24 protein-coding genes are annotated in these 22845 nt (G+C 70.1%); 16 read left to right on the forward strand and 8 right to left on the reverse strand.

Going from position 1 to position 22845, the window contains the following annotated elements; translation table 11 throughout:
• Positions 1-123 precede the first annotated feature (123 nt).
• Positions 124-1143 carry a tRNA (adenosine(37)-N6)-threonylcarbamoyltransferase complex transferase subunit TsaD gene (tsaD, locus tag IF12_RS0116360; RefSeq protein WP_030160232.1) on the forward strand — a complete coding sequence of 340 codons (1020 nt, stop codon included), beginning with the start codon at positions 124-126 and terminating at the stop codon, positions 1141-1143.
• A complete protein-coding gene (gene rocD, locus IF12_RS0116365; protein WP_030160235.1) occupies positions 1140-2342 on the forward strand; it encodes an ornithine--oxo-acid transaminase in 1203 nt (400 codons plus the stop codon). Before tsaD ends, rocD begins: the two co-directional genes overlap by 4 nt.
• On the opposite strand, the gene IF12_RS0116370 is transcribed toward rocD, so the two are convergent.
• Positions 2332-3747, reverse strand: coding sequence for a helix-turn-helix transcriptional regulator (locus IF12_RS0116370; protein ID WP_030160237.1), 1416 nt, complete (start codon positions 3745-3747; stop codon positions 2332-2334). The genes rocD and IF12_RS0116370 overlap by 11 nt on opposite strands.
• 180 nt (positions 3748-3927) lie before the next feature.
• Here IF12_RS0116370 and IF12_RS0116375 point away from each other — a divergent pair, with 180 nt between their 5' ends.
• The 4 genes from IF12_RS0116375 to IF12_RS0116390 are packed head-to-tail and all read left to right on the forward strand — an operon-like array spanning position 3928 to position 7818.
• Entirely contained in the window at positions 3928-4299 is a 372-nt protein-coding gene (locus IF12_RS0116375; protein ID WP_197034752.1) for an acyl-CoA thioesterase, read from the forward strand.
• Complete coding sequence (locus IF12_RS0116380; RefSeq protein ID WP_030160241.1) at positions 4296-5786, forward strand: MmgE/PrpD family protein; 1491 nt, start codon at positions 4296-4298, stop codon at positions 5784-5786. The genes IF12_RS0116375 and IF12_RS0116380 overlap by 4 nt, the downstream gene beginning before the upstream one ends.
• The gene (gene prpB / locus IF12_RS0116385; RefSeq protein WP_030160243.1) at positions 5786-6694 is read left to right on the forward strand and encodes a methylisocitrate lyase; all 909 of its coding nucleotides are present in this window, start codon (positions 5786-5788) and stop codon (positions 6692-6694) included. Before IF12_RS0116380 ends, prpB begins: the two co-directional genes overlap by 1 nt.
• Positions 6691-7818, forward strand: a complete 1128-nt coding sequence (locus IF12_RS0116390) for a bifunctional 2-methylcitrate synthase/citrate synthase (RefSeq protein WP_030160244.1) — start codon at positions 6691-6693, stop codon at positions 7816-7818. Before prpB ends, IF12_RS0116390 begins: the two co-directional genes overlap by 4 nt.
• Before the next feature lie 157 nt (positions 7819-7975).
• Here the strand turns inward: IF12_RS0116390 and IF12_RS0116395 are convergent, their stop codons facing one another.
• The gene (locus IF12_RS0116395) at positions 7976-10261 is read right to left on the reverse strand and encodes a cation-translocating P-type ATPase (protein ID WP_051704485.1); all 2286 of its coding nucleotides are present in this window, start codon (positions 10259-10261) and stop codon (positions 7976-7978) included.
• 23 nt (positions 10262-10284) lie between these two features.
• Positions 10285-11184: a hypothetical protein gene (locus IF12_RS0116400; RefSeq protein ID WP_030160248.1), complete on the reverse strand. Its 900-nt coding sequence runs from the start codon at positions 11182-11184 to the stop codon at positions 10285-10287.
• Positions 11185-11383: 199 nt separating this feature from the next.
• On the opposite strand from IF12_RS0116400, the gene IF12_RS23225 reads away from it, so the two are divergent.
• Both IF12_RS23225 and IF12_RS0116410 read left to right on the forward strand, forming a co-directional pair.
• Positions 11384-12052, forward strand: a complete 669-nt coding sequence (locus tag IF12_RS23225) for a DUF998 domain-containing protein (protein ID WP_035749206.1) — start codon at positions 11384-11386, stop codon at positions 12050-12052.
• Between the two features lie 52 nt (positions 12053-12104).
• Positions 12105-12332: a DUF4287 domain-containing protein gene (locus IF12_RS0116410; protein WP_030160252.1), complete on the forward strand. Its 228-nt coding sequence runs from the start codon at positions 12105-12107 to the stop codon at positions 12330-12332.
• A gap of 107 nt (positions 12333-12439) precedes the next feature.
• Here IF12_RS0116410 and IF12_RS0116415 read toward each other — a convergent pair whose 3' ends face one another.
• The 3 genes from IF12_RS0116415 to IF12_RS25785 form a co-directional block, all read right to left on the reverse strand.
• Positions 12440-13810 (reverse strand): hypothetical protein, encoded by a 1371-nt coding sequence (locus IF12_RS0116415; protein ID WP_133884337.1) that lies wholly within the window; start codon positions 13808-13810, stop codon positions 12440-12442.
• Positions 13811-13875: 65 nt separating this feature from the next.
• A complete protein-coding gene (locus IF12_RS25780) occupies positions 13876-14382 on the reverse strand; it encodes a SitI3 family protein (protein ID WP_133884338.1) in 507 nt (168 codons plus the stop codon).
• Position 14383: 1 nt separating this feature from the next.
• Positions 14384-15145 carry a hypothetical protein gene (locus IF12_RS25785; RefSeq protein ID WP_133884339.1) on the reverse strand — a complete coding sequence of 254 codons (762 nt, stop codon included), beginning with the start codon at positions 15143-15145 and terminating at the stop codon, positions 14384-14386.
• A gap of 120 nt (positions 15146-15265) precedes the next feature.
• Here IF12_RS25785 and IF12_RS0116425 point away from each other — a divergent pair, with 120 nt between their 5' ends.
• The gene (locus tag IF12_RS0116425; protein ID WP_030160260.1) at positions 15266-15511 is read left to right on the forward strand and encodes a hypothetical protein; all 246 of its coding nucleotides are present in this window, start codon (positions 15266-15268) and stop codon (positions 15509-15511) included.
• A gap of 116 nt (positions 15512-15627) precedes the next feature.
• Here IF12_RS0116425 and IF12_RS0116430 read toward each other — a convergent pair whose 3' ends face one another.
• The gene (locus IF12_RS0116430; RefSeq protein WP_030160262.1) at positions 15628-15861 is read right to left on the reverse strand and encodes a DUF397 domain-containing protein; all 234 of its coding nucleotides are present in this window, start codon (positions 15859-15861) and stop codon (positions 15628-15630) included.
• A gap of 13 nt (positions 15862-15874) precedes the next feature.
• Positions 15875-16675 carry a DUF5753 domain-containing protein gene (locus tag IF12_RS0116435; protein WP_133884340.1) on the reverse strand — a complete coding sequence of 267 codons (801 nt, stop codon included), beginning with the start codon at positions 16673-16675 and terminating at the stop codon, positions 15875-15877.
• Positions 16676-16967: 292 nt separating this feature from the next.
• Between IF12_RS0116435 and IF12_RS0116440 the strand changes: the two genes are divergently transcribed.
• From IF12_RS0116440 to IF12_RS0116470, 7 genes are all read left to right on the forward strand, one after another.
• On the forward strand, positions 16968-17303 hold the full coding sequence (locus IF12_RS0116440; RefSeq protein WP_133884341.1) for a hypothetical protein: 336 nt from the start codon (positions 16968-16970) through the stop codon (positions 17301-17303).
• 65 nt (positions 17304-17368) lie between these two features.
• Positions 17369-17635, forward strand: a complete 267-nt coding sequence (locus IF12_RS0116445; protein ID WP_030160268.1) for a hypothetical protein — start codon at positions 17369-17371, stop codon at positions 17633-17635.
• A 331-nt stretch (positions 17636-17966) separates the two neighbouring features.
• A complete protein-coding gene (locus tag IF12_RS0116450; protein ID WP_133884342.1) occupies positions 17967-19028 on the forward strand; it encodes an ABC transporter substrate-binding protein in 1062 nt (353 codons plus the stop codon).
• A complete protein-coding gene (locus tag IF12_RS0116455; RefSeq protein ID WP_197034753.1) occupies positions 19025-19912 on the forward strand; it encodes a siderophore-interacting protein in 888 nt (295 codons plus the stop codon). The genes IF12_RS0116450 and IF12_RS0116455 overlap by 4 nt, the downstream gene beginning before the upstream one ends.
• Entirely contained in the window at positions 19909-20961 is a 1053-nt protein-coding gene (locus IF12_RS0116460; RefSeq protein WP_030160271.1) for an iron ABC transporter permease, read from the forward strand. The genes IF12_RS0116455 and IF12_RS0116460 overlap by 4 nt, the downstream gene beginning before the upstream one ends.
• Positions 20962-21008: 47 nt before the next feature.
• Complete coding sequence (locus tag IF12_RS0116465; protein ID WP_081913676.1) at positions 21009-21989, forward strand: iron chelate uptake ABC transporter family permease subunit; 981 nt, start codon at positions 21009-21011, stop codon at positions 21987-21989.
• On the forward strand, positions 21986-22777 hold the full coding sequence (locus tag IF12_RS0116470; RefSeq protein ID WP_030160273.1) for an ABC transporter ATP-binding protein: 792 nt from the start codon (positions 21986-21988) through the stop codon (positions 22775-22777). The genes IF12_RS0116465 and IF12_RS0116470 overlap by 4 nt, the downstream gene beginning before the upstream one ends.
• Positions 22778-22845 lie beyond the last annotated feature (68 nt).

A 22845-nucleotide genomic window follows, 5' to 3' on the forward strand; every position in this document is an offset into this window, starting at 1 on the left:
GCCCGGACTCGGCTTATTGCCAGTTGTTTGCAACAGTAGAGTGGTCGTGTACTGGTGGCGAACGACGGGGAAGGCCGGTCGGTGGGAACGGAAGCGGACGGTGCCGCCCGAGGCGCCGTGGTCATGGGCATCGAGTCCTCGTGCGATGAGACCGGCGTGGGGCTGGTCGCGGGCGGGCGCCTGCTCGGCGAGTGCACCGCCACGAGCATGGACGCGCACGCCAGGTTCGGCGGGATCGTGCCCGAGGTCGCCGCGAGGGCGCACCTCCAGTCGATGGTGCCGACCGCGCGGACCGCGCTGGAGCGGGCCGGGATCGGCAAGGGCGAGGTGGACGCGATCGCCGTGACCGCCGGGCCGGGCCTGGCGACGGCGCTGACGGTGGGGATCGCCGCGGCGAAGGCGTACGCGCTCGCGCTCGGCGTCCCGCTCCTGGGCGTCCACCACCTCGCCGGGCACATCGCCGCCGACACCCTCGAACACGGGCCGCTGCCCGAGCGCAGCGTGGGCCTGGTGGTCTCGGGCGGGCACACCTCGCTGCTCATGCTCGGCGACCTCGCGCGCGACCCGATCGAGCACCTCGGCGACACCGCCGACGACGCGGCCGGGGAGGCCTTCGACAAGGTCGCCCGGCTCCTAGGGCTCGGCTACCCGGGCGGGCCCGCGCTGAGCAAGGCGGCGCTTGAGGGCGATCCGGAGGCGATCCGGTTCCCGCGCGCGACGGTCGGCGAGTACGGGTTCTCGTTCTCGGGGCTCAAGAGCGCCGTGGCCCGCTGGGTCGAGGCGAGCGAGGGGCCGCTGCCGGTGGCCGACATCGCCGCGTCCTTCCAGGAGGCGGTGTGCGACGTGCTCACCGCCAAAGCCGTCGCCGCCTGCCGCGCCCACGGCGTGGACACGCTGGTCATCGCCGGGGGCGTCGCGGCCAACGGGCGCCTGCGCGAACTGGCCGGGGCCCGTTGCGCCGAGCACGGGATCGCGCTGCGCATCCCGGCGCCGCGCCTGTGCACCGACAACGGCGCGATGATCGCCGCCGTAGGGTCCATGCTGGTGGACGCCGGCGCGCCTTGGGCGCCGCCGGGCATGTCCGCCGATTCCTCGGCGCCGCTCACCGCGGCGGCGCTGCAACCCCTGAAAGGGAGCCTGTGAACCGTTCGAGCAACCTCACCGACCTCGAAGAGCAGTACGGCGCGCACAACTACCACCCGCTGCCGGTGGTCCTCGCCGAAGGCGACGGCGCCTGGGTCACCGACACCGAGGGCCGCCGCTACCTCGACTGGCTGGCCGCCTACTCGGCGGTGAACTTCGGGCACCGCAACCCGCGCCTGGTCGCCGCCGCCCACGCCCAGCTCGACCGGCTCACGCTCGCCTCGCGCGCGTTCCGCACCGACGCGCTGGGCCCGTTCCTGTCCGGCCTCGCCGAGCTGTGCGGCAAGGACGCGGTCCTGCCGATGAACACCGGCGCAGAGGCGGTCGAGACCGCGATCAAGGCCGCCCGCAAATGGGGCTACACCCGCAAGGGCGTCGCCGAGGGCAAGGCCAGGATCGTCGTGTTCGACGGGAACTTCCACGGCCGCACCACGACCATCGTCGGCTTCTCCAGCGACGAGGACTCACGCGCGGGCTTCGGGCCCTTCGCGCCCGGCTTCGACTCGGTGCCCTACGGCGACATCGAGGCGCTGGAGGCGGCGATCGGCCCCGACACCGTCGCGGTCCTCGTCGAGCCCGTCCAGGGCGAGGCCGGGGTCATCGTGCCGCCGGCCGGCTGGCTGGCCGGGGTCCGGGGCCTGTGCGACGACAACAATGTGCTCATGATCGCCGACGAGATCCAGTCGGGCCTGGGCCGCACCGGCTACACCTTCGCGTGCGAGCGCGAGCAGGTCGTGCCCGACGTGTACCTGCTCGGCAAGGCCCTCGGCGGGGGCATCCTCGCGATCTCCGCGGTGGCGGCCGACCGCGAGGTCATGGACGTCTTCACCCCCGGCACGCACGGCTCGACCTTCGGCGGGAACCCGCTCGCCGCCGCGGTCGGCAGCGAGGTCGTCGCCATGCTCGCCACCGGCGAGTGGCAGCGCCGCGCCCGCGACCTCGGCAAGTACCTCGAAGGGGCGCTCGCCGGGCTCGACGGGTCCAGGATCGACGCGATCCGGGTGTGCGGGCTGTGGGCCGGGGTGGACCTCGCCGAGGGCGGCCCGACCGCCCGCGAGGTGTGCGAGCGCATGGCCGCCAAGGGGGTCCTGTGCAAGGAGACCCACCAGCGGACCGTGCGCATCGCCCCGCCGCTGGTCATCGAGCCCACCGAGATCGACCTCGGAGTAGCGGCGCTCGCCGAGGCGATCAAGGGCTGAGTCGGCCCGACGAGGGGTACGGGGTGAAACCGCTGCGATGGTCGGTCACGTCCAGTGGCCGGCCGATCGCCGGGAACGCCCGCTGCGGGCAGCCGGTCCGGTCGCACACCTTGCAGCCCGGCCCGATCGGGGTCAGCGCCGCCGGGTTCGCCAGGTCGAGCCCGTCGGCGTACACGAGCCGGTTCGCATGGTGAAGGTCGCAGCCGAGCCCGATCGCGAAGGTCTTCGCCGGCGTGCCGAAACCGCCGTAGCGGCTGGTCACGGTGCGCGCCACCCACAGGTAGGCGCGCCCGTCGGGCATCTGCGCGAGCTGCGTGCGGATCTCCCCGGGGTGCGCGAACGCCTCGTAGACATTCCACAAGGGACAGCTGCCGCCGACGCGTGAGAAGTGGAAGTCGGTGGCGGACTGGCGCTTCGAGATGTTCCCGGCCCGGTCCACGCGCACGAAGAAGAACGGCACGCCGCGCCTTCCTGGGCGCTGGAGCGTGCTCAGCCGGTGCGCCACCGTCTCATAGCCGACGCGGAACCGGTGCTGGAGCAGGTCGATGTCGTAGCGCAGCTCCTCGGCCGCGCGGGCAAAAGCGCCGTACGGCAGGATCAGCGCGCCCGCGAAGTAGTTCGCCAGGCCGATCCGCGCCAGCGCCCTCGCCTCGCCGCCCGACAGGTCCGCGGCCGCAACCAGCGCGTCGATCGCGTCCGAGTGCTCGGCGAGCGCGAGGTGGGTCGCGAGCTGGAAGGCCCTCTGGCCTTCGGTCAGCAGCGTCGAGAGGCGCAGCACGCGGCCTTCGGGTTCGAAGCGGCGCTTGGTGCGCTCCTGCTCGGCGGGGTCGAGGTCGGCCACGGTGGTGCGGTGGCGCCGCTCCAGCAGGCGCGTCAGGCCGCCGACGAGATCGGCCTGCTCGAGTCCCGCTTCGGCGGCGGTGCGTTCGGCGGCCTCGTCGAGTTCGGCCACGTAGTTGCGCTTGGCGTAGAACAGGTCCCGCACTTCCTCGTAGGCGGTGGGGGCGGCGCCGGTGTCGAGTTCGACGCTCATGGCGGCGTTGCGTTCCAGCGCGTGGCGGTAACGGCGGTGCAGGTCGACGACGTAGCGCGCGAGTTCGGGGGCGCTCTCGGCGAGTTCGCGGGTCTCGTGCGGGGAGATCTGCTCGGCGTGGGCGGTGTCGGCGAGGGCATCGCGCATCTGGGCGGCGAGGCGTTCGCTCTCGGCGGTGGAGAAGCGCTGCACGTCCACGTCGAAGACTTCGGCGAGGCGCAGGAGCACCGGGCCGGTGATGGGCCGCTGGTTGGACTCCATCTGGTTGACGTAGCTCGTGGAGATGCCGAGGGCGGCGGCCAGTGCGGCCTGGGTGAGGCCCTGCTCGTCGCGGAACCGCCGCAGCCGGAGCCCCACTTTCGCCTGCTTCAACGCCATGGCCTGCCTCTTTCACAAGTTTCACAACTGCGGGTCGATATTTTCACAAGAAACCACATGTTCAGTGGTTTCTCTGCCTCATTGATGTGTGCACACTGTGAAGATACATCCGGCTACGGAGAAGGTGGGCGAGGAGTGGACGCAGCGGGCACGGGCGGGCCGACGATCGCCGACGTGGTGTTCCCCGAGCAGCTCAATCACCGCGGGACGCTGTTCGGCGGCGCGGCGCTGGCGTTGATGGACCGGGCCGCGTTCGTCGCGGCGAGCCGGTCGGCGCGCACCGACGTGGTGTGCGCGGGGGTCGAGAAGGTCGAGTTCAAGCACCCGATCGAGGCGGGCGACCTCATGGAGGCGAGCGCGGTGGTCGAGCGGCGCGGCCGGCGGTCGATGACCGTGGGCGTGACGGTGGTGGCCGAGCGGCTGCGCACCGGCGAGCGGCGCGAGGCGCTGCACGGGACGTTCCACATGGTCGCCACGGAGGTACCCGCCCGGTGGGCGGAGGACGAAGCGTCAGAGGAAACAGCGGTTCAGGAAGGTTCGGTATGAGGCGGTACGAGGTGCGGGTCCACGCGTCGAGCGAGGACCTGCCGCGGGAGCGGCAGTTGGCGTGGCGGATCGCCGAGGTCGCGAGCGACCCGGTGGCGGTCGCACCGGAGGTGGCCGAGATGATCGGCAACCGGGTGATCGACAACGCGGCGGTGGCGGCGGCCTCGCTCGGGCGCGGGCCGGTGGTGAACGCGCGGGCGCAGGCGCTGGCGCATCCCTTCAACCCGGGTGCGGGCGTGTTCGGCACGGAGGCGAGGGTCTCGCCGGAGTGGGCGGCGTGGGCGAACGGTGTGGCGGTGCGGGAGTTGGACTTCCACGACACGTTCCTGGCGGCGGACTACTCGCATCCGGGCGACAACATCCCGCCGGTCCTGGCGGTCGCGCAGCATCGCGGGCTCGACGGCCGGGCGCTGGTGCGCGGGATCGCGACCGGGTACGAGGTCCAGGTGGACCTGGCGCGCGGGATCTGCCTGCACGAGCACAAGATCGACCACATCGCCCACTTGGGGCCGTCGGCGGCGGCGGGGATCGGGACGCTGCTGGGCCTGCCGACCGAGATCATCTACCAGGCGGTGGGCCAGGCGCTGCACACGACCACGACGACGCGGCAGTCCCGCAAGGGGGCCATCTCCTCGTGGAAGGCCTACGCCCCGGCGTTCGCAGGCAAGACCGCGATCGAGGCGGTGGACCGGGCGATGCGCGGCGAGGGCGCGCCCTCGCCGATCTACGAGGGCGAGGACGGGTTCATCGCGTGGCTGCTGGGCGGCCCCGAGGCGCGGTACGAGGTGCCGCTGCCCGAGCCCGGCGAGGCCAAACGCGCCATTCTGGACACTTACACGAAGGAGCATTCGGCGGAGTACCAGAGCCAGGCGCTCATCGACCTGGCCCGGCGGATGGCCCCGAAGATCGGGGACCTCTCGCGCGTCACCGATGTCGAGATCGCGACGAGCCACCACACGCACTTCGTGATCGGGACGGGCGCGAACGACCCGCAGAAGACCGACCCGGACGCGAGCCGCGAGACCCTCGACCACTCCATCATGTACATCTTCGCGGTGGCCCTGGAGGACCGGGACTGGCACCACGAGCGCTCGTACGCGCCGGAGCGGGCGCACCGGGAGTCGACGATCGCGTTGTGGCGCAAGGTCCGCACCGTCGAGGATCCGCAGTGGACGAAGCGCTATCACGACCCGGACCCGGACGAGCGGGCCTTCGGCGGGCGGGTGACCGTGACGCTCGACGACGGCACGACGGTGGTGGACGAGATCGCCGTGGCCGACGCACATCCGAGGGGCGCGAGGCCGTTCGCTCGCGAGCAGTACATCGCGAAGTTCCGCGCCCTCGCCGAGGGCGTGATCGACCGCGCCGAGCAGGACCGGTTCCTCGACTTGGCCTGCCGCATAGAGGAACTCGACGCGCGCGAGGTGCGCGAACTCAATCTCGCCGCCGAGGCGCTGCCGCAACCGACCGAAGAGGGACTGTTCTGATGACGCAGGCACGCACGACCCCCGCCCAGAAGCGCCGCCGTTTCCGCGAGGCGCTCGCCTCGGGCCGGCTCCAGCGGCTGCCGGGGGCGTTCTCGCCGCTGGCCGCCCGCGCGGTGGCCGACCACGGCTTCGACGGGGTGTACGTCTCCGGCGCGGCGCTCTCTGCCGATCTGGCGCTGCCGGACATCGGGCTGACGACGCTGACGGAGGTGGCCGGGCGCGGCGGGCAGATCGCGCGGGCCACGGAGTTGCCGACGCTCATCGACGCGGACACCGGGTTCGGCGAGGTCGCGAACGTGGCCAGGACGATCGGCGCGTTCGAGGACGCCGGGCTCGCCGGGTGCCACCTGGAGGACCAGGTGAACCCCAAGCGCTGCGGGCACCTCGACGGCAAGGAGGTCGTCGGGACCGACGTGATGCTCAAGCGCGTGCGGGCGGCGGTGCGGGCCCGGACGGACCCGGACTTCCTCATCTGCGCGCGCACCGACGCGCGGGCCGTCGAGGGCCTGGACGCGGCTATCGACCGTGCGAAGGCCTATGTGGACGCCGGGGCGGACATGGTGTTCCCCGAGGCGATGCGCGACGAGGCGGAGTTCGCGGCCTTCCGCAAGGCGGTCGAGGTGCCGCTGCTGGCGAACATGACCGAGTTCGGCGCCTCGCCGCTGCTGACGGCGCGGCAGCTCGAGGACCTGGGCTACAACGTGGTCATCTGGCCCGTCAGCAGCCTGCGCTCGGCGATGGGCGCGGTGGACGAGCTGTACGCGACCTTGCGCGAGCAGGGCACGCAGGAGCCGGTCGTGGACCGGATGCAGACCCGCGCGCGCCTGTACGACCTGGTCGACTACGCCTCCTACGCCGCGTTCGACGAAGAGCTGTTCGATTTCAAGATCCCCGGGAGGGACGCATGAACGCCGACATCCACAAGGGACTGGCCGGGGTAGTCGTGGACACCACCGCGATCTCCGAGGTCGTGCCCGAGACCAACTCGCTCACCTACCGCGGCTACCCCGTGCAGCAGCTCGCCGCGTCGCGAAGCTTCGAGGAGGTCGCGCACCTCATCTGGTACGGCGAGCTGCCCGACGCGGCCGCGCTGCGCCGCTTCACCGAACGGGAACGGGCCCTTCGGGAGGTCACGCGTTCGACCCTCGCCGTCACCGACCGGGTGCCGGACAACTGCCACCCGATGGACCTGCTGCGCACGGCGGTGAGCGGCCTCGGCGCCGAGGACCCGGCCGAGGACGACAACAGCCCCGAGGCGAACCGGAAGAAGGCCGAGGCGCTGTACGCGAAGCTGCCGACGGTGATCGCACACGACTTCCGCCGCCGCAGAGGCCTGGAGCGCATCCCGCCGGACCCGGGCCTGGGGTTCACGGCGAACTTCTTCCACATGTGCTTCGGCGAGGTCCCCGCCCCGGAGGTGCTGCGCTGCTTCGAGGTCTCGATGATCCTGTACGCCGAGCACAGCTTCAACGCCTCGACGTTCACCGCGCGGGTGGTGGCCTCGACGCTCTCGGACATCTACTCGGCCGTGACCGCCGCGATCGGCGCCCTCAAGGGCCCGCTGCACGGCGGGGCGAACGAGGCGGTCATGCGCATGATGCTGGAGATCGACGACCCCGCGCGAGCCCGCGAATGGCTGCGCGAGCGCTTGGCCGCCAAGGAGAAGGTGATGGGCTTCGGGCACCGCGTCTACCGAGGCGGCGACTCGCGGGTGCCGACCATGAAGGCCGCGTTCGAGTCGATGGCCGCCCTCGGCGGCGGCGAGAAGTGGGTGCGGATGTACGAGGAGCTCGAAGCGGAGATGCTGGAGGCCAAGGGACTCCACCCGAACCTCGACTTCCCGGCCGGGCCCGCGTACTACCTCATGGGCTTCGACATCCCGATGTTCACGCCGCTGTTCGTCATGTCCCGCATCACCGGTTGGACGGCGCACGTCATCGAGCAGTTGGAGGCGAACGCCCTGATCCGCCCCCTGTCGAGCTACAACGGCCCGCACGAGCGCAAGGTCCCCGAACGGCAGCTCGTGGCCTGAGCACTGGAGCCGGACGCGCTGGAATCGGGGACCCTGCCCGGCGGGCAGGGTCCCCGATTCCAGCGCTGTTCGCGTGCGTCCCAGCGGGTTCGCCGCACCGCTCCAACGTCGGCCAGGCGATCCGCCCGAGCCGACTCGGATCAGTCGGGGCGGCGCATCAGGCCGCTCGCGCCGGTGCGGTGCCGTTGCGGGACTTGAAGGTGCGCAGCCGCAGGCTGTTGCTGACGACGAACACGCTGGAGAAGGCCATGGCCGCCCCGGCGAGCATCGGGTTGAGCAGCCCGAACGCCGCGAGCGGGATCGCCGCGGTGTTGTAGGCGAAGGCCCAGAACAGGTTCCCCTTGATGGTGGCGAGGGTGCGGCGCGAGAGCCGGATCGCGTCGGCGGCGGCCCGCAGGTCCCCGCGCACCAGCGTGAGGTCGGCGGCCTCGATCGCGACATCGGTGCCGGTGCCCATCGCCAGGCCCAGGTCGGCCTTGGCGAGCGCGGCGGCGTCGTTGACGCCGTCGCCGACCATGGCGACGGTCTTGCCCTCGGACTGGAGCCGGGCGATGACGTCGACCTTGTCGGCGGGCAGCACCTCGGCCACGACCTCCTCGATGCCGACCTCGGCGGCGACCTGCTCGGCCACGGCCCGGTTGTCGCCGGTGAGCAGCACCGGAGTCAGGCCGAGCCGCTTGAACTCGGCCACGGCCTCGGCGCTGGTCGGCTTCACGGCGTCGGCGACAACGAGCACCCCGCGGGCCTCGCCGTCCCAGGCGACCGCGACGGCGGTCTGCCCCTTCATCTCGGCGTCGGCCTTGGCCGTGGCGAGCGCGCCCGGGAGTTCCAGCGACCAGTCCTCCAGTAGCGCCTGCCGACCCACGAGCACCGCGTGGCCGTCCACGACCCCTTGCACGCCTTTGCCTTCGACGTTCGCGAAGTCCGCGACGGTCGGCAGTGCGCCGACCTCGGCGGTCGCGCCCTTGGCGATCGCCTGGGCGATCGGGTGCTCGGAGGCGTCCTCCAGGGCGCCGGCGAGGCGCAGCAGCTCGGCGCGGTCGGTGCCTTCGGCGGGGACCGCGTCGGCCAGGGTCATACGGCCGGTGGTCACCGTGCCGGTCTTGTCGAGCACGATCGTGTCCACGCGCCGGGTCGATTCGAGCACTTCGGGACCCTTGATGAGGATGCCGAGCTGCGCGCCGCGGCCGGTGCCGACCAGCAGCGCTGTCGGCGTGGCGAGGCCGAGGGCGCACGGGCAGGCGATGATGAGGACCGCGACGGCGGCGGTGAAGGCGGCGCTTGCGGGGAAGCCCGCGCCGAGCCACGCGCCGAGGGCGGCCACGCTGATGGCGATCGCGATGGGCACGAACACGCCGGAGACGCGGTCGGCGAGGCGCTGGACCTCGGCCTTGCCGGACTGGGCGTCCTCGATGAGCCGGGCCATCTGCGCGAGCTGCGTGTCCGAGCCGACCCGGGTGGCGCGCACGGTGATCCGCCCGCCCGCGTTCACCGTCGCGCCGGTGACGTCGTCGCCGACGGCGACTTCGACGGGCACCGACTCGCCGGTGAGCATCGAGGCGTCGACGGCGGAGGTGCCGGAGACGACCGTGCCGTCGGTGGCGATCTTCTCGCCGGGGCGCACGACGAACTCGTCGCCGACGGCCAGCTCCTCCACTGGAATGCGCGTCTCGGTGCCGTCGCGCAGGACGGCGACCTCCTTGGCGCCCATGTGGAGCAGGGACCGAAGCGCGTCCCCGGCGCGGCGCTTGGCGCGCTTCTCGAAGTAGCGCCCGGCGAGCACGAACGCGATGACGCCGGCGCCGACTTCGAGGTAGATGTTGCCGGCGCCGTCGCTGCGCTCCACAGTGAACTCGAAGGCGTGGCGCATCCCCGGTTCCCCTGCGGTGCCGAGGAACAGCGCGTACAGCGACCACGCCAAGGCCGAGAGGGTGCCCACCGAGATGAGCGTGTCCATCGTGGCCGCGCCGTGGCGCAGGTTCACCCAGGCGGCCTTGTGGAACGGCCATCCGGCCCACAGGATCGCGGGCGCGGCGAGGACCAGCGAGGCCCACTGCCAGTAGTTGAACTGGAAGGCCGGGACCATCGCCATGGCCACGACCGGGATCGCCAGCGCGACGGCGCCGATGAGGCGCTGCCGCAGCGAGTCCAGCTCGGGGTCGGCGGCGGGTTCGCCGTCTGCGGGCTCCTCGGGTTGAGGCAGCGCGGCGGTGTAGCCGGTCTTCTCGACCACCGAGATGAGTTCGGCCGGGTCGAGTTCGGTGGGGGCGGTGACCTTGGCCTTCTCGGTGGCGTAGTTGACCGTGGCGGTGACGCCGTCGAGCTTGTTGAGCTTCTTCTCGATGCGCATGGCGCACGAGGCGCAGGTCATGCCGCCGATGTCGAGTTCGATGACGTTGGCGGCACCGCGAAGCGGCGCCGGTCGGGCTGGTGTGCCGTCCATGGGGACTCCTCCGGGTGGGCGTGTCATCGCGCTTCGATCGCGAATTGGGCGGTGTGGACCTGGCCGTCGACCTGGAAGTCGAGGTAGAGGAGGTAGCGGCCGGGTGTGGGTGCGGAGGCGGCGAAGACGATGTCGGGGCCGGAGGTGGCGCCGGGTTCGGGCTCGTCGCCTTCGGGGTGCACGTGGAGGTAGGCGAGGTCGCCTTCGCGAAGGGCCACGAGGTGGCCGTAAGCGCCGAGGTAGGGCTCAAGCTCGGTCACCGGTTCGCCGTCGCGCGACACCGTGAGCGTCAGCTCGGAGGCCTCTCCGGCCACGAGGTCGCCGTCAAGGGAGACGGTGAAGTCGCCGGTGTCGGCGGTAGGAGCGATGGCGAGCGGTTCGGTGGCGTCGAGTTCGCCGTCGACCTGGAAGGTGCGGCTGAGGGTCACGTCCTCGCCGGTGGGGGGCACGAAGTCGGTGAAGACCCGGTAGCCGCCGGGCGCGTCCCACTCCCAGGGAAGGGACCAGGCCCCGTCCGCGCCGAGCTCCGGATGCACGTGGCGGAACCCGGTGCCGTCCTCGCGGACGACGATGAGGTGAAGGTCTTTTTCGTGCGAGGTCTCGTACTCGGTGAGCGGTTCGCCGTGCGGGTCGGTGATCGTGAACGAAAGCGTCCCTGCGTCACCGGGCACGGCAGGCGCTGAGACCTCCCCGAGGAGGTAGCCGTCCTGCTCGATGCCGAGCCCGCGCGGGGCGTTGACGGCGTGCCCGCCGTGTTCGCCGGTCTCCATGTCCTCATCCCCTTCCATGTCGTGCCCCTCGTCGGAGGCCGACCAGTTGTCGACGGTCTCCTCGGGAACCGCGACGCCGCCGACGGCGAACGCCACGGCGAAGACGCCGGCGAGTCCGGCGGCGTAGAGGCCGATGCGCAGCGGAGCATTCATGTCAGGTCCGTCCCAGATGGTCGACGATCATGGCGCTTCCTCTCATCGAGCGTACCCCCGGAGGGTATCAACGAACCCAATTTATACCCCATAGGGGTATCAGGCGCAAGGGTGAGCACGACCACGAAGCCGATGAATCCGAACCCGAGGCCTCGTCCATACGGACACAACCCACCGACCACCCCAAGGAGCACCTGCCTTGAACATCGCAACGACCACCGCATCCGTCACAGGCAGGCCTCACGCCACCGCTTCCACCCGCCGTCTGCTCGCGTGCGGCGTGCTCGCCGGGCCGCTGTTCGTCGGCGCCACGATCGCGCAGGCGGCGACGCGCGAGGGCTTCGATCCCGTCGTGCACCCGCTGAGCCTGCTGAGCCTCGGCGACCTCGGCTGGATCCAGATCGCGAACTTCGTCGTCTCGGGGCTCCTGGCCGTGCTCGGCGCGGTCGGCCTGCGTCGCGCGCTGATCGACGGCCCCGCCGCGAAGTGGGGGCCGAGACTCTTCGGGCTCTACGGGATCGCGCTGGTCTGGGGCGGCGTGTTCGTCGCCGACCCGGCCTTCGGGTACCCGGCCGGAACGCCGGAGGGCGCGCCCGCGGCGCAGAGCTGGCACAGCGTCCTGCACGCGTTCGCCGCCCCGGCCGCCGGGCTCGCGCTGTTCGCGGCGTGCTTCGTGTTCGCGCGCCGCTTCGCGCGCGGGCAGCGGACGCTGTGGCGCGGGGTCTGCTACCTCGTGCCGGTGCTGTACCTGGGACTGACGGCGGCGGCGTTCCCCGCCGCCGACTACCGGTGGATGTTCGCCGGAGGCGCGCTCGTGTGGCTGTGGGCGGCGACGGTTTCGCTCCAGACCCTGCGCGCGGCCCGGTAGAACGATTATTTTCGCCAGATCCGCAACCGCCTCATCGCAACGGAGGAACCTCATGACCGCTCAGCCCAAGGGACCGACCTCGTACTTCCCTTCGATCGAGAAGACCTACGGCCGCCCTATAGCCGACTGGCTCAGCGATCTCGAGGCAAGCGGACTCAGCGGCCACAAGGCGCTGGTGGACTGGCTGAAGACCGAGCACGGCCTGGGCCACGGCCACGCCAACGCCCTGGTCGCCTACCACCTCAACCCCGGAAAGTGGCCCGACTACTCCGGCGAGTGAGCGACCGGCCCCACGGTGCGCTCGCGGGGCCGCCGAGTTCCCGGCGGCCATTGCGGCGCTCGAAGGGGCCGTTCAGGAGTGAACGCCGCCTTCGCTTCGTTCGGCGATCAGCCCGAGCTGCTGTTCTTGCGGACTTTCACGTACCGGGGGGCGTGGAGCGCCGGGCCGCGCTTGGCGCGCAGGACTTTGCCGTCCTCACCGGCCGACCAGGAGGGCAGGGTGGGCCAGCGGGCCATCAGCTCGTTGCGGAAGGCCCGGCCGCGCAGGTTGGCGAGGCCGTTGCCGACCAGCGCGGCCGTGAACAGGACGGCCGAGGCGACCATGACCGCGAGCGAGGCGGTGTTGTAGCGGGCGAAGACGTCCTCCGAACCCAGGCCCTTGCCTTGACCGACCAGGTAGGCGGACACGCTGAAGACCAGTCCGATCCCCGAGAGTGCCGCGCCGACCAGCGCCAGCGGATGCGTTCGCCGCTGGGCGTGGTGCGCGAGGAGGTCCCTTCCCGGGCGGCCCGAGCGCGTGTCGGCGAGCCGCTTTCGCAGTTCGGCCCGTTCGGCGCGGCGCTGGCGCCAGTCGATCGCGATGCCGACGACCGCGAGGATCGTGGCCAGGGGCAGCAGGACCGCGAAGATCACGAAGCCCCAGGAGAGGAGCTGTTCGATGAACGAGCCGTAGGTGACCTCGTCGCATTGGCGACCGCTGCCGGGCATGGTTCCGCAGCGCATCGTCACCGACCCCTGGAGCGCGACGAAGCCGAGGGCGAGGATCAAGGTGGCGATGTATAGGAACCGCTCGGCGAGCGTCGGGCCGCGGTGCTTCCGCTCCTTTGATGAACGGAACGCCCGCTTCCAGGCGGCGGCCTCGTCACTGGAGCTCCAGTTCGCGGCGATGAGGGCCTGGCGGCGTTCGTGGGCCGGGGTGAGCAGCTTGGGTCCGGCGAGGGCGAGCAGGGTCATGAGCGCCGCATAGCCGACGAACAGCGAGACGAGGAGCACCTCCTCGGAGCTGCCGCCGTCGAAGACCAGGATGCCGACTCCGACGATGCCGAGCATTCCGGCCAGAGCGGCGTTGCACCACCCGAAGACGGTCAACTGCGTCGCCGGTTCGGCGGTCGCCGAGGCGACCTGCTCGGGGGCGGGAACCTCGTGGCGGGAGGCACCGCGCGCGGCGGCTTTCACGAGCGCTCTGGAGGTGGTCAGCTCGCGCAGGAAGGCCACCAAGGCGAAGGTGAACCAGGTGGCCACGGCGAACACCATCAGGCTGCCGACGCTCATCCGAGCGAGGTCGTCGATGGCGTTTTCGAGCCCGGGATCGTCGAACAGGCGCTCCTCGGCGAGGATGCCGCCGATGAGGATCACCCCGAACGCGAAGGCCAGGCCGATCAGGAAGGCGATCAGGGCGTGGACGGCGGCGCGCGCGATCTCGCCGCCGAGACCCACGGGGTACTCATGCCATCGCCAAGTCCGGCTGGAGTCGTTCACCGAGCGCTTCCTTTCCGGGGACAGTTTCCGCAGCATGCTACGAAAGCCACGCCACCGAGCGGCACTCAGTCGTCCGGCATCAGGTCGCTGAACCTGCCTAGGTCGCGGACAGGATATCTTGCGAGGAGTTCATCAAATACGCCTTCAAAATTGAGGTACGGATCACGCAGCATCGCTGCCAGCACGATTCCCTCGTCGCCGAGACGTTGTAGGTAGATATCATCGTCTTCGTCTCGACTGAATACCGCTTTCATCCTCGGATGATCTTCGAGCAGCTGCGCCGAACCGACCAGCATATTACGGAACACTGCACGATTCTCACGACGATTGAGGTGCTTATTCATCCGGAAACCTATGGATACGGTCCGGCTGACATCGAACAACTCGGCCAGGGGCGAAGGGTCTTCCGGAGGCCAATCCAACGCCGTCAGTATCACCTCTCTCCTGAACGCGCGAGGAGGATGGCCGGGTTCGTGAAAGCGTTCATCACAATGGAGAAGGTCAGCGAAGTAGTCAAGCAAATCCGCAGGCTCGATATCCGGCGTGATCTCCAAATCATATTCAAGAGCCATACTAATCAACCTCCGAATCCCAGGGATAGAGCTGCTTGACTTCGCCCTTATGGATGATTTTAATCTCCTTTAGCCCTCGAATTGGATCGCGCTCCAGACGGGATCGAATTTGTGCAACAGTCGCACCACAGTCGTCCAGATTCAGGATTATTCGATTAGCTTGTTCTTCCTTGACCTTCTTACGAATCCTAGTGCGAATGCTATTCATATTACTACCGATCGGCGCATAGCAATCCCAGAAGTTCCCCTGAATAAGGTAGTCGGGGCTCTTGCCTATTGGTTTCGGTGGTAGTTGCTTAATGTCGTATCCGTTCCGCGCCAATACGATCGCTGACTCGTTCTCGCGCACGAGGCCTCGGCTCTTGCCGCCGTCAGTGTCTGTCGGGTCACCGGTGGGGCGGCGGGTCGGGTCGGGTTCGTGGGCTGGCTTGGTCACGCTTGGGGGTGACGCGGTGGGTTGGAGGCCCTTGGTTTCGGGCCCTGCTGTTCCTCCGCCACGTGTGGCCAGTAAACCGCGCAGCGCCTCTACTTGGGCGCGAAGGGCTTCCAGGGCGTCGGCTAGCGCGTTGGCGTGGCCCACAAGCTCCTCGGCTCGGTCGCTGGCCGCTTGGGCCTCTCCTGCTTTGGTGCGCATACCGAGCGCCGCCGTCGCTCCAGCCAGGGAGTCTAGGGTCTCCTTGGAGGCGCTGATACCTCCCGCGAGTTCGCGGGCGCGTTCGGCGTTGCCGCCGACGGCGCTCGACGCTTCATCGATGCTCGCCACAAGGGCTCTCCTCGATCGGGGTGATCAATCTTGGTGACTATACGACTACGCGACCAGTCATCGCGAGCCGGAGCGAAATCGCGAAGGACATCCGCGCTGGAACTGGAGAGGGTATCGCAGATGAGCCTGCCTGATGAGGATTTGCGAGTGGTGGAGGCGCGGCCGGAGGCGATGAGCGACCTCTGGGAGAAGGAGGAACAACTCGATTCATACGGGCTGGCCGCCTACGCCAAGGAAATCGGCCTAGCGCCCCCTGAAGGCTTCTGGTCGGTCGAAATTGTCGTGGCGTTCCCCGAGAACGGTCCAGAGGACGGCGTCCTGGCCTGGCTCGGGCCGGATACCAGCGGCCAAGGCGACGACCAATAGGCCTCGGAAATATCGACTATCCCGCCGAGGCGATCACCACTGCCGAGCCTCGGTGTGCGAGACGGCGAACGGCCCCCGGTGACGCGGGGGCCGTTGTGGTTCGTCCTGCCGGTCGCTCAGCGCTTCAGGTCGCCCAGGATGGCGGTCCAGTCGGCGGCCGAGGCGTCGAGGATCGGCGAAGCCTCCCCGAGCTTCGTGTCCCGCACCTGCACCACGCCCGCGAGGGCGCGGGCCTCAACACACTGGCCCCCTTGGCCGTTGCTGCGCGAGGACTTCTTCCACCGCGCCTCCAGGCACTGACCGCCCTGGTTGCCGCTGCGCGAGGACTTCTTCCAGTTTTCCGTCAGCATCGCTCGTCTCCACTCATGTCAGCCGCTCGGCCATCGCGAGCGTGTCCGAGAATACGTCACGCACCCGGTCTGTCTCCTTCTTGGTCGCCTCATAATGCGCGCCGAACGGACCTTCGTGATAGCCCACATCACGCTCGTCATTACCATCGAAGCTCAGAATCGTGTAGGGACCTTCCATCGACGGGTGGAAGAGCTGTGCCGGGAGTATGTAGATTTCGATGTTGGGCCGCTCGTTGTCCGCTCTGAGCTGCCCCATCTGCTCCTCGTAGAACGCTTCGCGCTTCATGATGTCGAGCGAGTACTGCGTCTGGATGACCCGGATCCTCGGAGCCCTCTCACTTTCGACAACCGCCTCACGGCGGCTCGCCCGAAGATCGAGCGAGTCGTCAATCTGGTTCAGCGTCAACTGGCCACCGACCTCCATTACGGCGCGGCCGTAGGCGCGGGTCTGCAAGACCCCGGTGATGTACGCGTCTTCGAAGATGTCGATAGTGGCCGCCAGCGGCTCAAGCTGCTTCAACCGCTCGAACCACCTGGGGCCGCTGTCACGCCAAGTATTCGGCGATCCCTGCCTGATCTGCTTGGCCTTCATCTCGGCCTCGGCTATGACGTAATCCGGCGCGCCGTACTTGCCTAGGAGCCAGCCGACTGTCATCGGCTCCATGTATTGCAGCTTCGCCGTCTCGTAGGAGCCGATGATGTCCTTTGTGGTCCCGAACTCGTAAGCGACGGCTTCCCGACTCGTATAGCCGGCGCGGATGCGCCAGCGCGTGAGGAGGTCGCCGAGGTCTCGTTGCAAGAATCCTGCACTCATCCCGCAATGATCGCAAATCATCACGCTTAGTTGTCAACCCCTACCCCCGTGTGATTCAGGTGTTCTGTGTGTCAAGCGGACACCCTAATGGAATATCCACTTGGAATCCCGCGCGGAAATTCCACCCTGGATCTCCACGCGACTTCGCCACTCGACATCGCCACTCGGCATGTCCGCCAGGGTATTTCAGCGTGGTTTGAGTCGCTGACCTGCGCCTATGGTGGGTTTCACTGAAGCGGAGCCCCGCGACTCGATGTCGCGGGCGCGTCCTACCGAAGCGAGGAGTCTTCAGATGTCCCCAGCAGCAAGCCGCCAGCAGGTGGCCCCGGTCGAGACCGAGCGCGGCATGTTCAGCGACGGCATCGACCGCTTCTCGGTCTGCGCCTCCCCCGCCTCGTCCGTGCCCGGCTCGTTCCGCGTCTACCTCGGACAGCGCGGGGGCGAACTCGTCCTGGTGGTCTCCGGGATCAGTTCCCAAGACCTGAAGGCCACCTGGGGCGACAAGTGGCGCGAGCTCTCACCACAGTGGAAGGAATGGATGCAGCTCACCGCGTTCACCGTCTTCTACAACGGCGGCGCGGATCTGCCGAAAGAGCCCGTCGGCCGCGCCAAGTTCTGCGAGGGCTGAGCGCGCCCGCACCGGGAGCATCCGATTCGCCCGCGACCATCCGACCCGACCCGAGACAGGCGAGCATGACCAACCAGGAACGCACCAGCGCCGCCCGCAAGTTCCGCATCGGCGAGCGCGACTACACCGTCGAGCGGTTCCAGAACCAGTTGAACGGCCCGCACTTGCGCGTCACCACCTCCGACATCTCAGGGGCGGTGATGACCCGCGGGATCGAACCGGGCTCACTGCCGTTCTGGGTGGGCGGCTACGCGATCGACGAGCCCTCGCTGCGCGTCGCGATCGCCTCCCAGGTCGCCGAGCTGTGCGACCCGAAGCCGCGGAGCGCATGAGACTCGGGCGGGGCGCTCCTCCCCCGGCGGGCGCCCCGCCCGACCGGCGTCCTCGGCGTGTCGGGTGGAACACGCCGAGGACCCTTCCGCCGAGCGTCCATGAAGGGTGATGACCGGACGCTCGGCGAAGCTCCGCGAGACCCCCAGGCCTCGCGGGGCCGAGGCCGCGGCCCGCGGTGACGAGCGGGCCGCGGCCTCATCCCGTTCCAAGCCCCGTCTCGCACCCGGCGCTCCCGCCGCCCGGTCATGTTGATCATGAGACACCAGGGACTATGCCGAGACCTCCTCGTGATGTTCTAAGGTAAGGCTTACCTAAAAGAGGAGGCCCATCGTGTCCGACCGTATTCCCTTGCGCCGCAAGGCGACAGCGTTGATCGCCAGTACGGCCGGGCTGCTGCTCGCGGCGTCCTGCGGCACCACCGACCCCGTCGCCGGTCCGGACCCCGCCGAGCGGGAGTCCCAGCTCGACGAGCAGTGCCAAGGCGCGGTGATCCCCGAACTGCCCGAGCTCGAACCCGTCAGCGAGGGCTCGGGCACCGCGACGGTGGCCACCGAGTTCGGCGACGTCGAAGTGCCCGTCGCGCCCCAGGCGGCCCTCGGCATGTACACCACCGACATCGACATCCTCATCTGGCTGCGCTACCCGCTCGCCTCCAGCCAGCCCATCCGCGGCGACGCCGGCTACCAGACCTTCCCCTGCTTCTTCCCCCAGGACGCGCTGGCCGAGGTCTCGACCTTCGCGAACTACCCCGAGTACGACTACGAGTCCCTGCTCATGGCCGAGCCCGACTTCATCCTCAACGGCCTGGGCTACGACCCCGACGTGGTCGAGCGCCTGCCCGACATCGCCCCGACCTACAGCGTCAACGCCTACGACGGGCAGCCGTGGCTCACCCACTTCGAGCAGACCGCCGAGGCCCTGGGCCGCACCCAGTACTTCCAGGAGTGGAAGGCGATCTACGACGCCCGCGTGGCCGAGATCAGCGCCCAGATCGCCGACCCGGCCTCGATCACCGTGGCCCCGGTCGGCTACTGGGAGGACCAGTTCCAGACCGGCTGCTACTCCGGCGTCGAATGCCAGGTCTTCGAAGACCTCGGCCTGACCATCGCGCCGACCTCGCTGAAGAACGACCGCGAGGGCGAGGCCCTCAGCGGCGAGCAGATCGGGACGCTGAGCGACCTGGACTACGCGTTCATGATCCGCGGCCTCGGCGCCGACGAGGAGGCCCAGTTCCAGCAGCTCCTCGCCGAGGCCGCCGAGAACCCGCTGTGGGCCCAGCTCGACTTCGTCGAGCAGGACGGCATCGTCGGCTACGAGATGGAGATGACCTTCGGCTCGCCCAGCGGCCAGCTCGCCTTCCTCGAAGTCGTCGCAGAGGCCCTCATCGGATGAGCGGGCACCCCATGCGCATCATGCACGCCGAGGTCGCCCAGATCGTCGACCTCTCCCCCGCCCTGCGCCGCATCGTCTTCGGCGGCCCCGCGCTGGTCGGCTACCCGACCACCGGCGTCGGCGACGAGTACGTGCGCGTGCTCTTCCCGCTGCCGGGCGAGGACCGCCCGCCGCTGCCCGAGGTGGCCGGGGACGATCTCGACTACTCGACGGTGACCGGCGACCGGATGCGCACCTACACGATCCGCGACGTCGACGCCGAGCGCGGCCTGGTCACCATCGACTTCGTCGTCCACGACGGCGGCCTCGCCGCCGCCTGGGCCCTCGAAGCGACGATCGGCGACGTCGTGGGCCTCAACACGCCCAAGCCGCTGTACGACCCGCCCGAAGGCCTGGAGTGGCAGGTGCTGGTGGCCGACAACGCGGGGCTGCCCGCCGCGCTGCGCCTGGTCGAGCTGACGCCCGAGCACGTGCGCACCCGGCTCGTGCTCGAAGTCGCCGCAGAGGACCACAAGGTGCCCGTCCCCGAGCACCCGCTCGTGGAGACCACCTGGGTCATCGGCGGCAACGGGCACGGCCCGAGCCACCTCGATGAAGTCGTGCGCGGCCTGCCCAGGCCCGAGGGCACCGGTTACGTGTGGGTCGCCGGGGAGACCAAGACCCTCCGCGGCGCCCGCAAGCACCTGCGCCGCGAACTCGGCCTGCCCGCGAGCGCCTACAAGGCCCTCGGCTACTGGACCGCCGACGCCGAGAAATGGCGCGAGCGCTTCGCGGCGCTCGACGAGACCACCCGCGCCGAACTCGACGCCATGTGGGCCTCCGACCGCGACCCCGAGGTCATCGCCGACGAATACGAAGACCGGCTCGACTCCCTGGGACTATGACGACACCACTGCCCACGGCCGCGGCCGCGGCCGACGACCTCTCGAAACCGCCCGACCGGCGGCGGCGCAGGCTCCTGGGCCTCGCCGCCGCCGCGGCCGCGCTCGCCGTCCTCGTCCTGCTCAGCCTCGCGCTCGGCTCCAAGCCCCTGCCGATCGGCGAAGTCGCCGAAGCGCTGTGGCGCGACAACGGCGACCCGCGCATCATCGTGGTCGGCCAGCGACTCCCCCGCACCGTGCTCGCCGTCCTCGTCGGGATCGCCCTGGCCGTGGCCGGGGCGCTCATGCAGGGCCTCACCCGCAACCCCCTCGCCGACCCCGGGCTCCTGGGGGTCTCGGCGGGGGCGGCGCTCGGCGTGGTCCTGGCGGTGTGGCTCATGCCCGCCGCCGGCCCGCTGCTCCAAGTGTGGGCGGCGTTCGCCGGGGCGGTGGTCACCGCGTGCGCGGTGTTCCTCATCGGCAGCCTGGGCGGGCGCGGGCGCTCGCCGGTGACGCTGGTGCTCGCCGGGGTCGCGCTCGGCGCGGTCCTCCAAGGGCTCGCTTCGACAGTGGTGCTGCTGAACGCGAACGTGTTCTTGACGATGCGCAGCTGGCAGGCCGGGTCGGTGGCCGACCTCGGCTGGCGGGCCGTGTTGACGGTCGCGCCGTTCCTGGCCGCAGGGCTGCTGCTCGCGGCGTTCGCCGCGCGGGGCCTGAACGCGGTCGCGCTCGGTGAAGACCTGGCGAACGCGTTGGGCGCCAACCAGTGGCTGACGCGCATCGCGGTGGTCGCGGCGGTGACGCTGCTGTGCGGGTCGGCGACGGCCGCGATCGGCGTCGTGTGGTTCCTCGGGATGATGGTCCCCCACGTGGCCCGGTGGATCACCGGGCCCGACCAGCGGTGGATCCTCGCCTACAGCTGCCTGCTCGGCCCCTCGCTCATGATCGCCGCCGACGTGCTCGGCCGGGTCGTGGTCATCCCCGACGAGATCCCCGCCGGGGTCGTCACGGCCGTGATCGGCGCGCCCGTCCTCATCTGGATGGTGCGGCGCCGGAATGCGAGCGGCCTGTGAGGCGCTATGTGGTGCTGCGCGCGGGCGAGCGCGCCTCGAGCCGGACGATGCTGCGGGTCTTCGCCGTCACGGCGCTGCTGGCGGTCCTCGCCGTGTGCTGCGCCGTGATCGCCTTGGGACTGGGCGAGATGCGGGTCTCGGCGGCGGACGTGGTCCGCGCGCTGGTCGCGGACGCGGGGCCGGCGCTGGAGACGGTGATCGTGCAGTGGCGGCTGCCGCGGGTGCTGCTCGGGCTGGTGTTCGGGCTCGCGCTCGGGCTCAGCGGCGCGATCTTCCAGTCGCTCACGCGCAACCCGCTCGGCAGCCCCGACGTCATCGGCTTCGACGCGGGCGCCTACTCCGGGGCGGTCCTGTCGATCATCGCCGTCAGCAGCACCGCTCTGGTGATCCCTTCGGCACTCGGGGGCGGGATCGCCACGGCGCTGGCGGTGTACCTGCTGGCGTACCGGCGGGGCGTGCACGGCTTCCGGCTCATCGTCGTCGGCATCGCCGTCACCGCGCTCCTTGGCTCGGCGAACACGTACCTGCTGCTCAAGGCGAACCTGTGGACGGCGCAGATGGCCGCGGTGTGGGCCGCGGGGAGCCTCAACGGGCTCGACTGGGGCGACGCGCGGAACGGCATCGCCGTGATCGCGGTGCTGCTGGTGCCGCTCTTCTGGCTCGGGCGGCGGCTGCGGATGCTGGAGATGGGCGACGACGCGGCCGCGGCGCTGGGCGTGGCGGTCGAACCGGTCCGCCTGGCGTTGGTCGTCGTGGGCGTCTCGCTCACGGCGGTGGTCACGGCGCTGGCGGGGCCGATCCCGTTCGTGGCGCTGGTCGCGCCGCAGTTGGCGCGGCGGCTGACGCGGGCGCCGGGCGTCCAGTTGGTGCCTTCGGCGGCGATGGGCGCGCTGCTGCTGGTCTCGTGCGACGCCGTCGCGCTGAACGTCCCGCCGCAGGCGCTGCCGGTGGGGCTCATGACGATCGTGCTCGGCGGCGCCTATCTGGTCTGGCTGCTCGTGGCGCAGTCACGGAAGGAGATGCGATGACCCTCGAAGCGTCGGGAGTGACCTTCGGCTACCGCGACCGGCCGGTCGGCGAGGACCTCGACCTCCGGATCGAGGAGGGTTCGTTCACGGCGATCGTGGGACCGAACGCGTGCGGGAAGTCGACGTTGCTGCGGGTTCTGTCGCGCCTGCTCAAGCCGAATGCGGGTGCGGTGCTGCTGGACGGCGGGGCGATCGCGTCGATGCCGTCGAAGCAGGTGGCCAAGCGCATGGGGCTGCTGCCGCAGTCCTCGATCGCGCCGGACGGGATCACCGCGGCGGACCTGGTGGCACGGGGGCGGTTCCCGCACCAGTCGGCGCTGCGGCAGTGGAGCCGAGCCGACGAGGCGGCGGTGCGCGAGGCGATGCGGGCGACGGGCACGACGGACCTGGCCGACCGGCTCGTGGACGAGCTGTCGGGGGGCCAGCGTCAGCGGGTGTGGGTCGCGATGGTCCTGGCGCAGGAGACGGGGCTGCTGCTGTTGGACGAGCCGACGACGTTTCTGGACATCGCCCACCAGATCGAGCTGCTGGACATCTTCGCTGGGCTCAACGACGAGGGACGCACGGTGATCGCGGTGCTGCACGATTTGAACCAGGCGGCGCGGTACGCGTCGCACATCGTGGCGATGCGCGAGGGCGCGATCTATGCCGAGGGGACGCCCGAGGAGGTCATCACGGCCGAGACGGTGGAGCAGGTGTTCGACCTGCCGTGCAAGGTGGTGCCCGACCCGGTGTCGGGAACGCCGCTGGTGCTGCCGCTGAGCCGCGCGCACAGAAGGAAGGGCTGAGAGCCGGATCGAGGAACCCGGCAGGTGCGGGCCGGGGTACCGCACCCCGCACCCCGCACCCCGCACCC

The organism is Glycomyces sp. NRRL B-16210, from assembly GCF_000719515.1.
Lineage (GTDB): Bacteria > Actinomycetota > Actinomycetes > Mycobacteriales > Micromonosporaceae > Glycomyces.

Bases quoted from the DNA above. Each gene is read 5' to 3' on its own strand.
- tsaD (WP_030160232.1), top strand. From the start codon at position 124: ATGGGCATCGAGTCCTCGTGCGATGAGACCGGCGTGGGGCTGGTCGCG.
- IF12_RS0116380 (WP_030160241.1), top strand. From the start codon at position 4,296: ATGAGGCGGTACGAGGTGCGGGTCCACGCGTCGAGCGAGGACCTGCCG.
- prpB (WP_030160243.1), top strand. From the start codon at position 5,786: ATGACGCAGGCACGCACGACCCCCGCCCAGAAGCGCCGCCGTTTCCGC.
- IF12_RS0116390 (WP_030160244.1), top strand. From the start codon at position 6,691: ATGAACGCCGACATCCACAAGGGACTGGCCGGGGTAGTCGTGGACACC.
- IF12_RS0116395 (WP_051704485.1), bottom strand. From the start codon at position 10,261: ATGGACGGCACACCAGCCCGACCGGCGCCGCTTCGCGGTGCCGCCAAC.
- IF12_RS0116400 (WP_030160248.1), bottom strand. From the start codon at position 11,184: ATGAATGCTCCGCTGCGCATCGGCCTCTACGCCGCCGGACTCGCCGGC.
- IF12_RS0116410 (WP_030160252.1), top strand. From the start codon at position 12,105: ATGACCGCTCAGCCCAAGGGACCGACCTCGTACTTCCCTTCGATCGAG.
- IF12_RS25780 (WP_133884338.1), bottom strand. From the start codon at position 14,382: ATGGCTCTTGAATATGATTTGGAGATCACGCCGGATATCGAGCCTGCG.
- IF12_RS0116425 (WP_030160260.1), top strand. From the start codon at position 15,266: ATGAGCCTGCCTGATGAGGATTTGCGAGTGGTGGAGGCGCGGCCGGAG.
- IF12_RS0116430 (WP_030160262.1), bottom strand. From the start codon at position 15,861: ATGCTGACGGAAAACTGGAAGAAGTCCTCGCGCAGCGGCAACCAGGGC.
- IF12_RS0116435 (WP_133884340.1), bottom strand. From the start codon at position 16,675: ATGAGTGCAGGATTCTTGCAACGAGACCTCGGCGACCTCCTCACGCGC.
- IF12_RS0116440 (WP_133884341.1), top strand. From the start codon at position 16,968: ATGTCCCCAGCAGCAAGCCGCCAGCAGGTGGCCCCGGTCGAGACCGAG.
- IF12_RS0116445 (WP_030160268.1), top strand. From the start codon at position 17,369: ATGACCAACCAGGAACGCACCAGCGCCGCCCGCAAGTTCCGCATCGGC.
- IF12_RS0116455 (WP_197034753.1), top strand. From the start codon at position 19,025: ATGAGCGGGCACCCCATGCGCATCATGCACGCCGAGGTCGCCCAGATC.
- IF12_RS0116460 (WP_030160271.1), top strand. From the start codon at position 19,909: ATGACGACACCACTGCCCACGGCCGCGGCCGCGGCCGACGACCTCTCG.
- IF12_RS0116465 (WP_081913676.1), top strand. From the start codon at position 21,009: ATGCTGCGGGTCTTCGCCGTCACGGCGCTGCTGGCGGTCCTCGCCGTG.
- IF12_RS0116470 (WP_030160273.1), top strand. From the start codon at position 21,986: ATGACCCTCGAAGCGTCGGGAGTGACCTTCGGCTACCGCGACCGGCCG.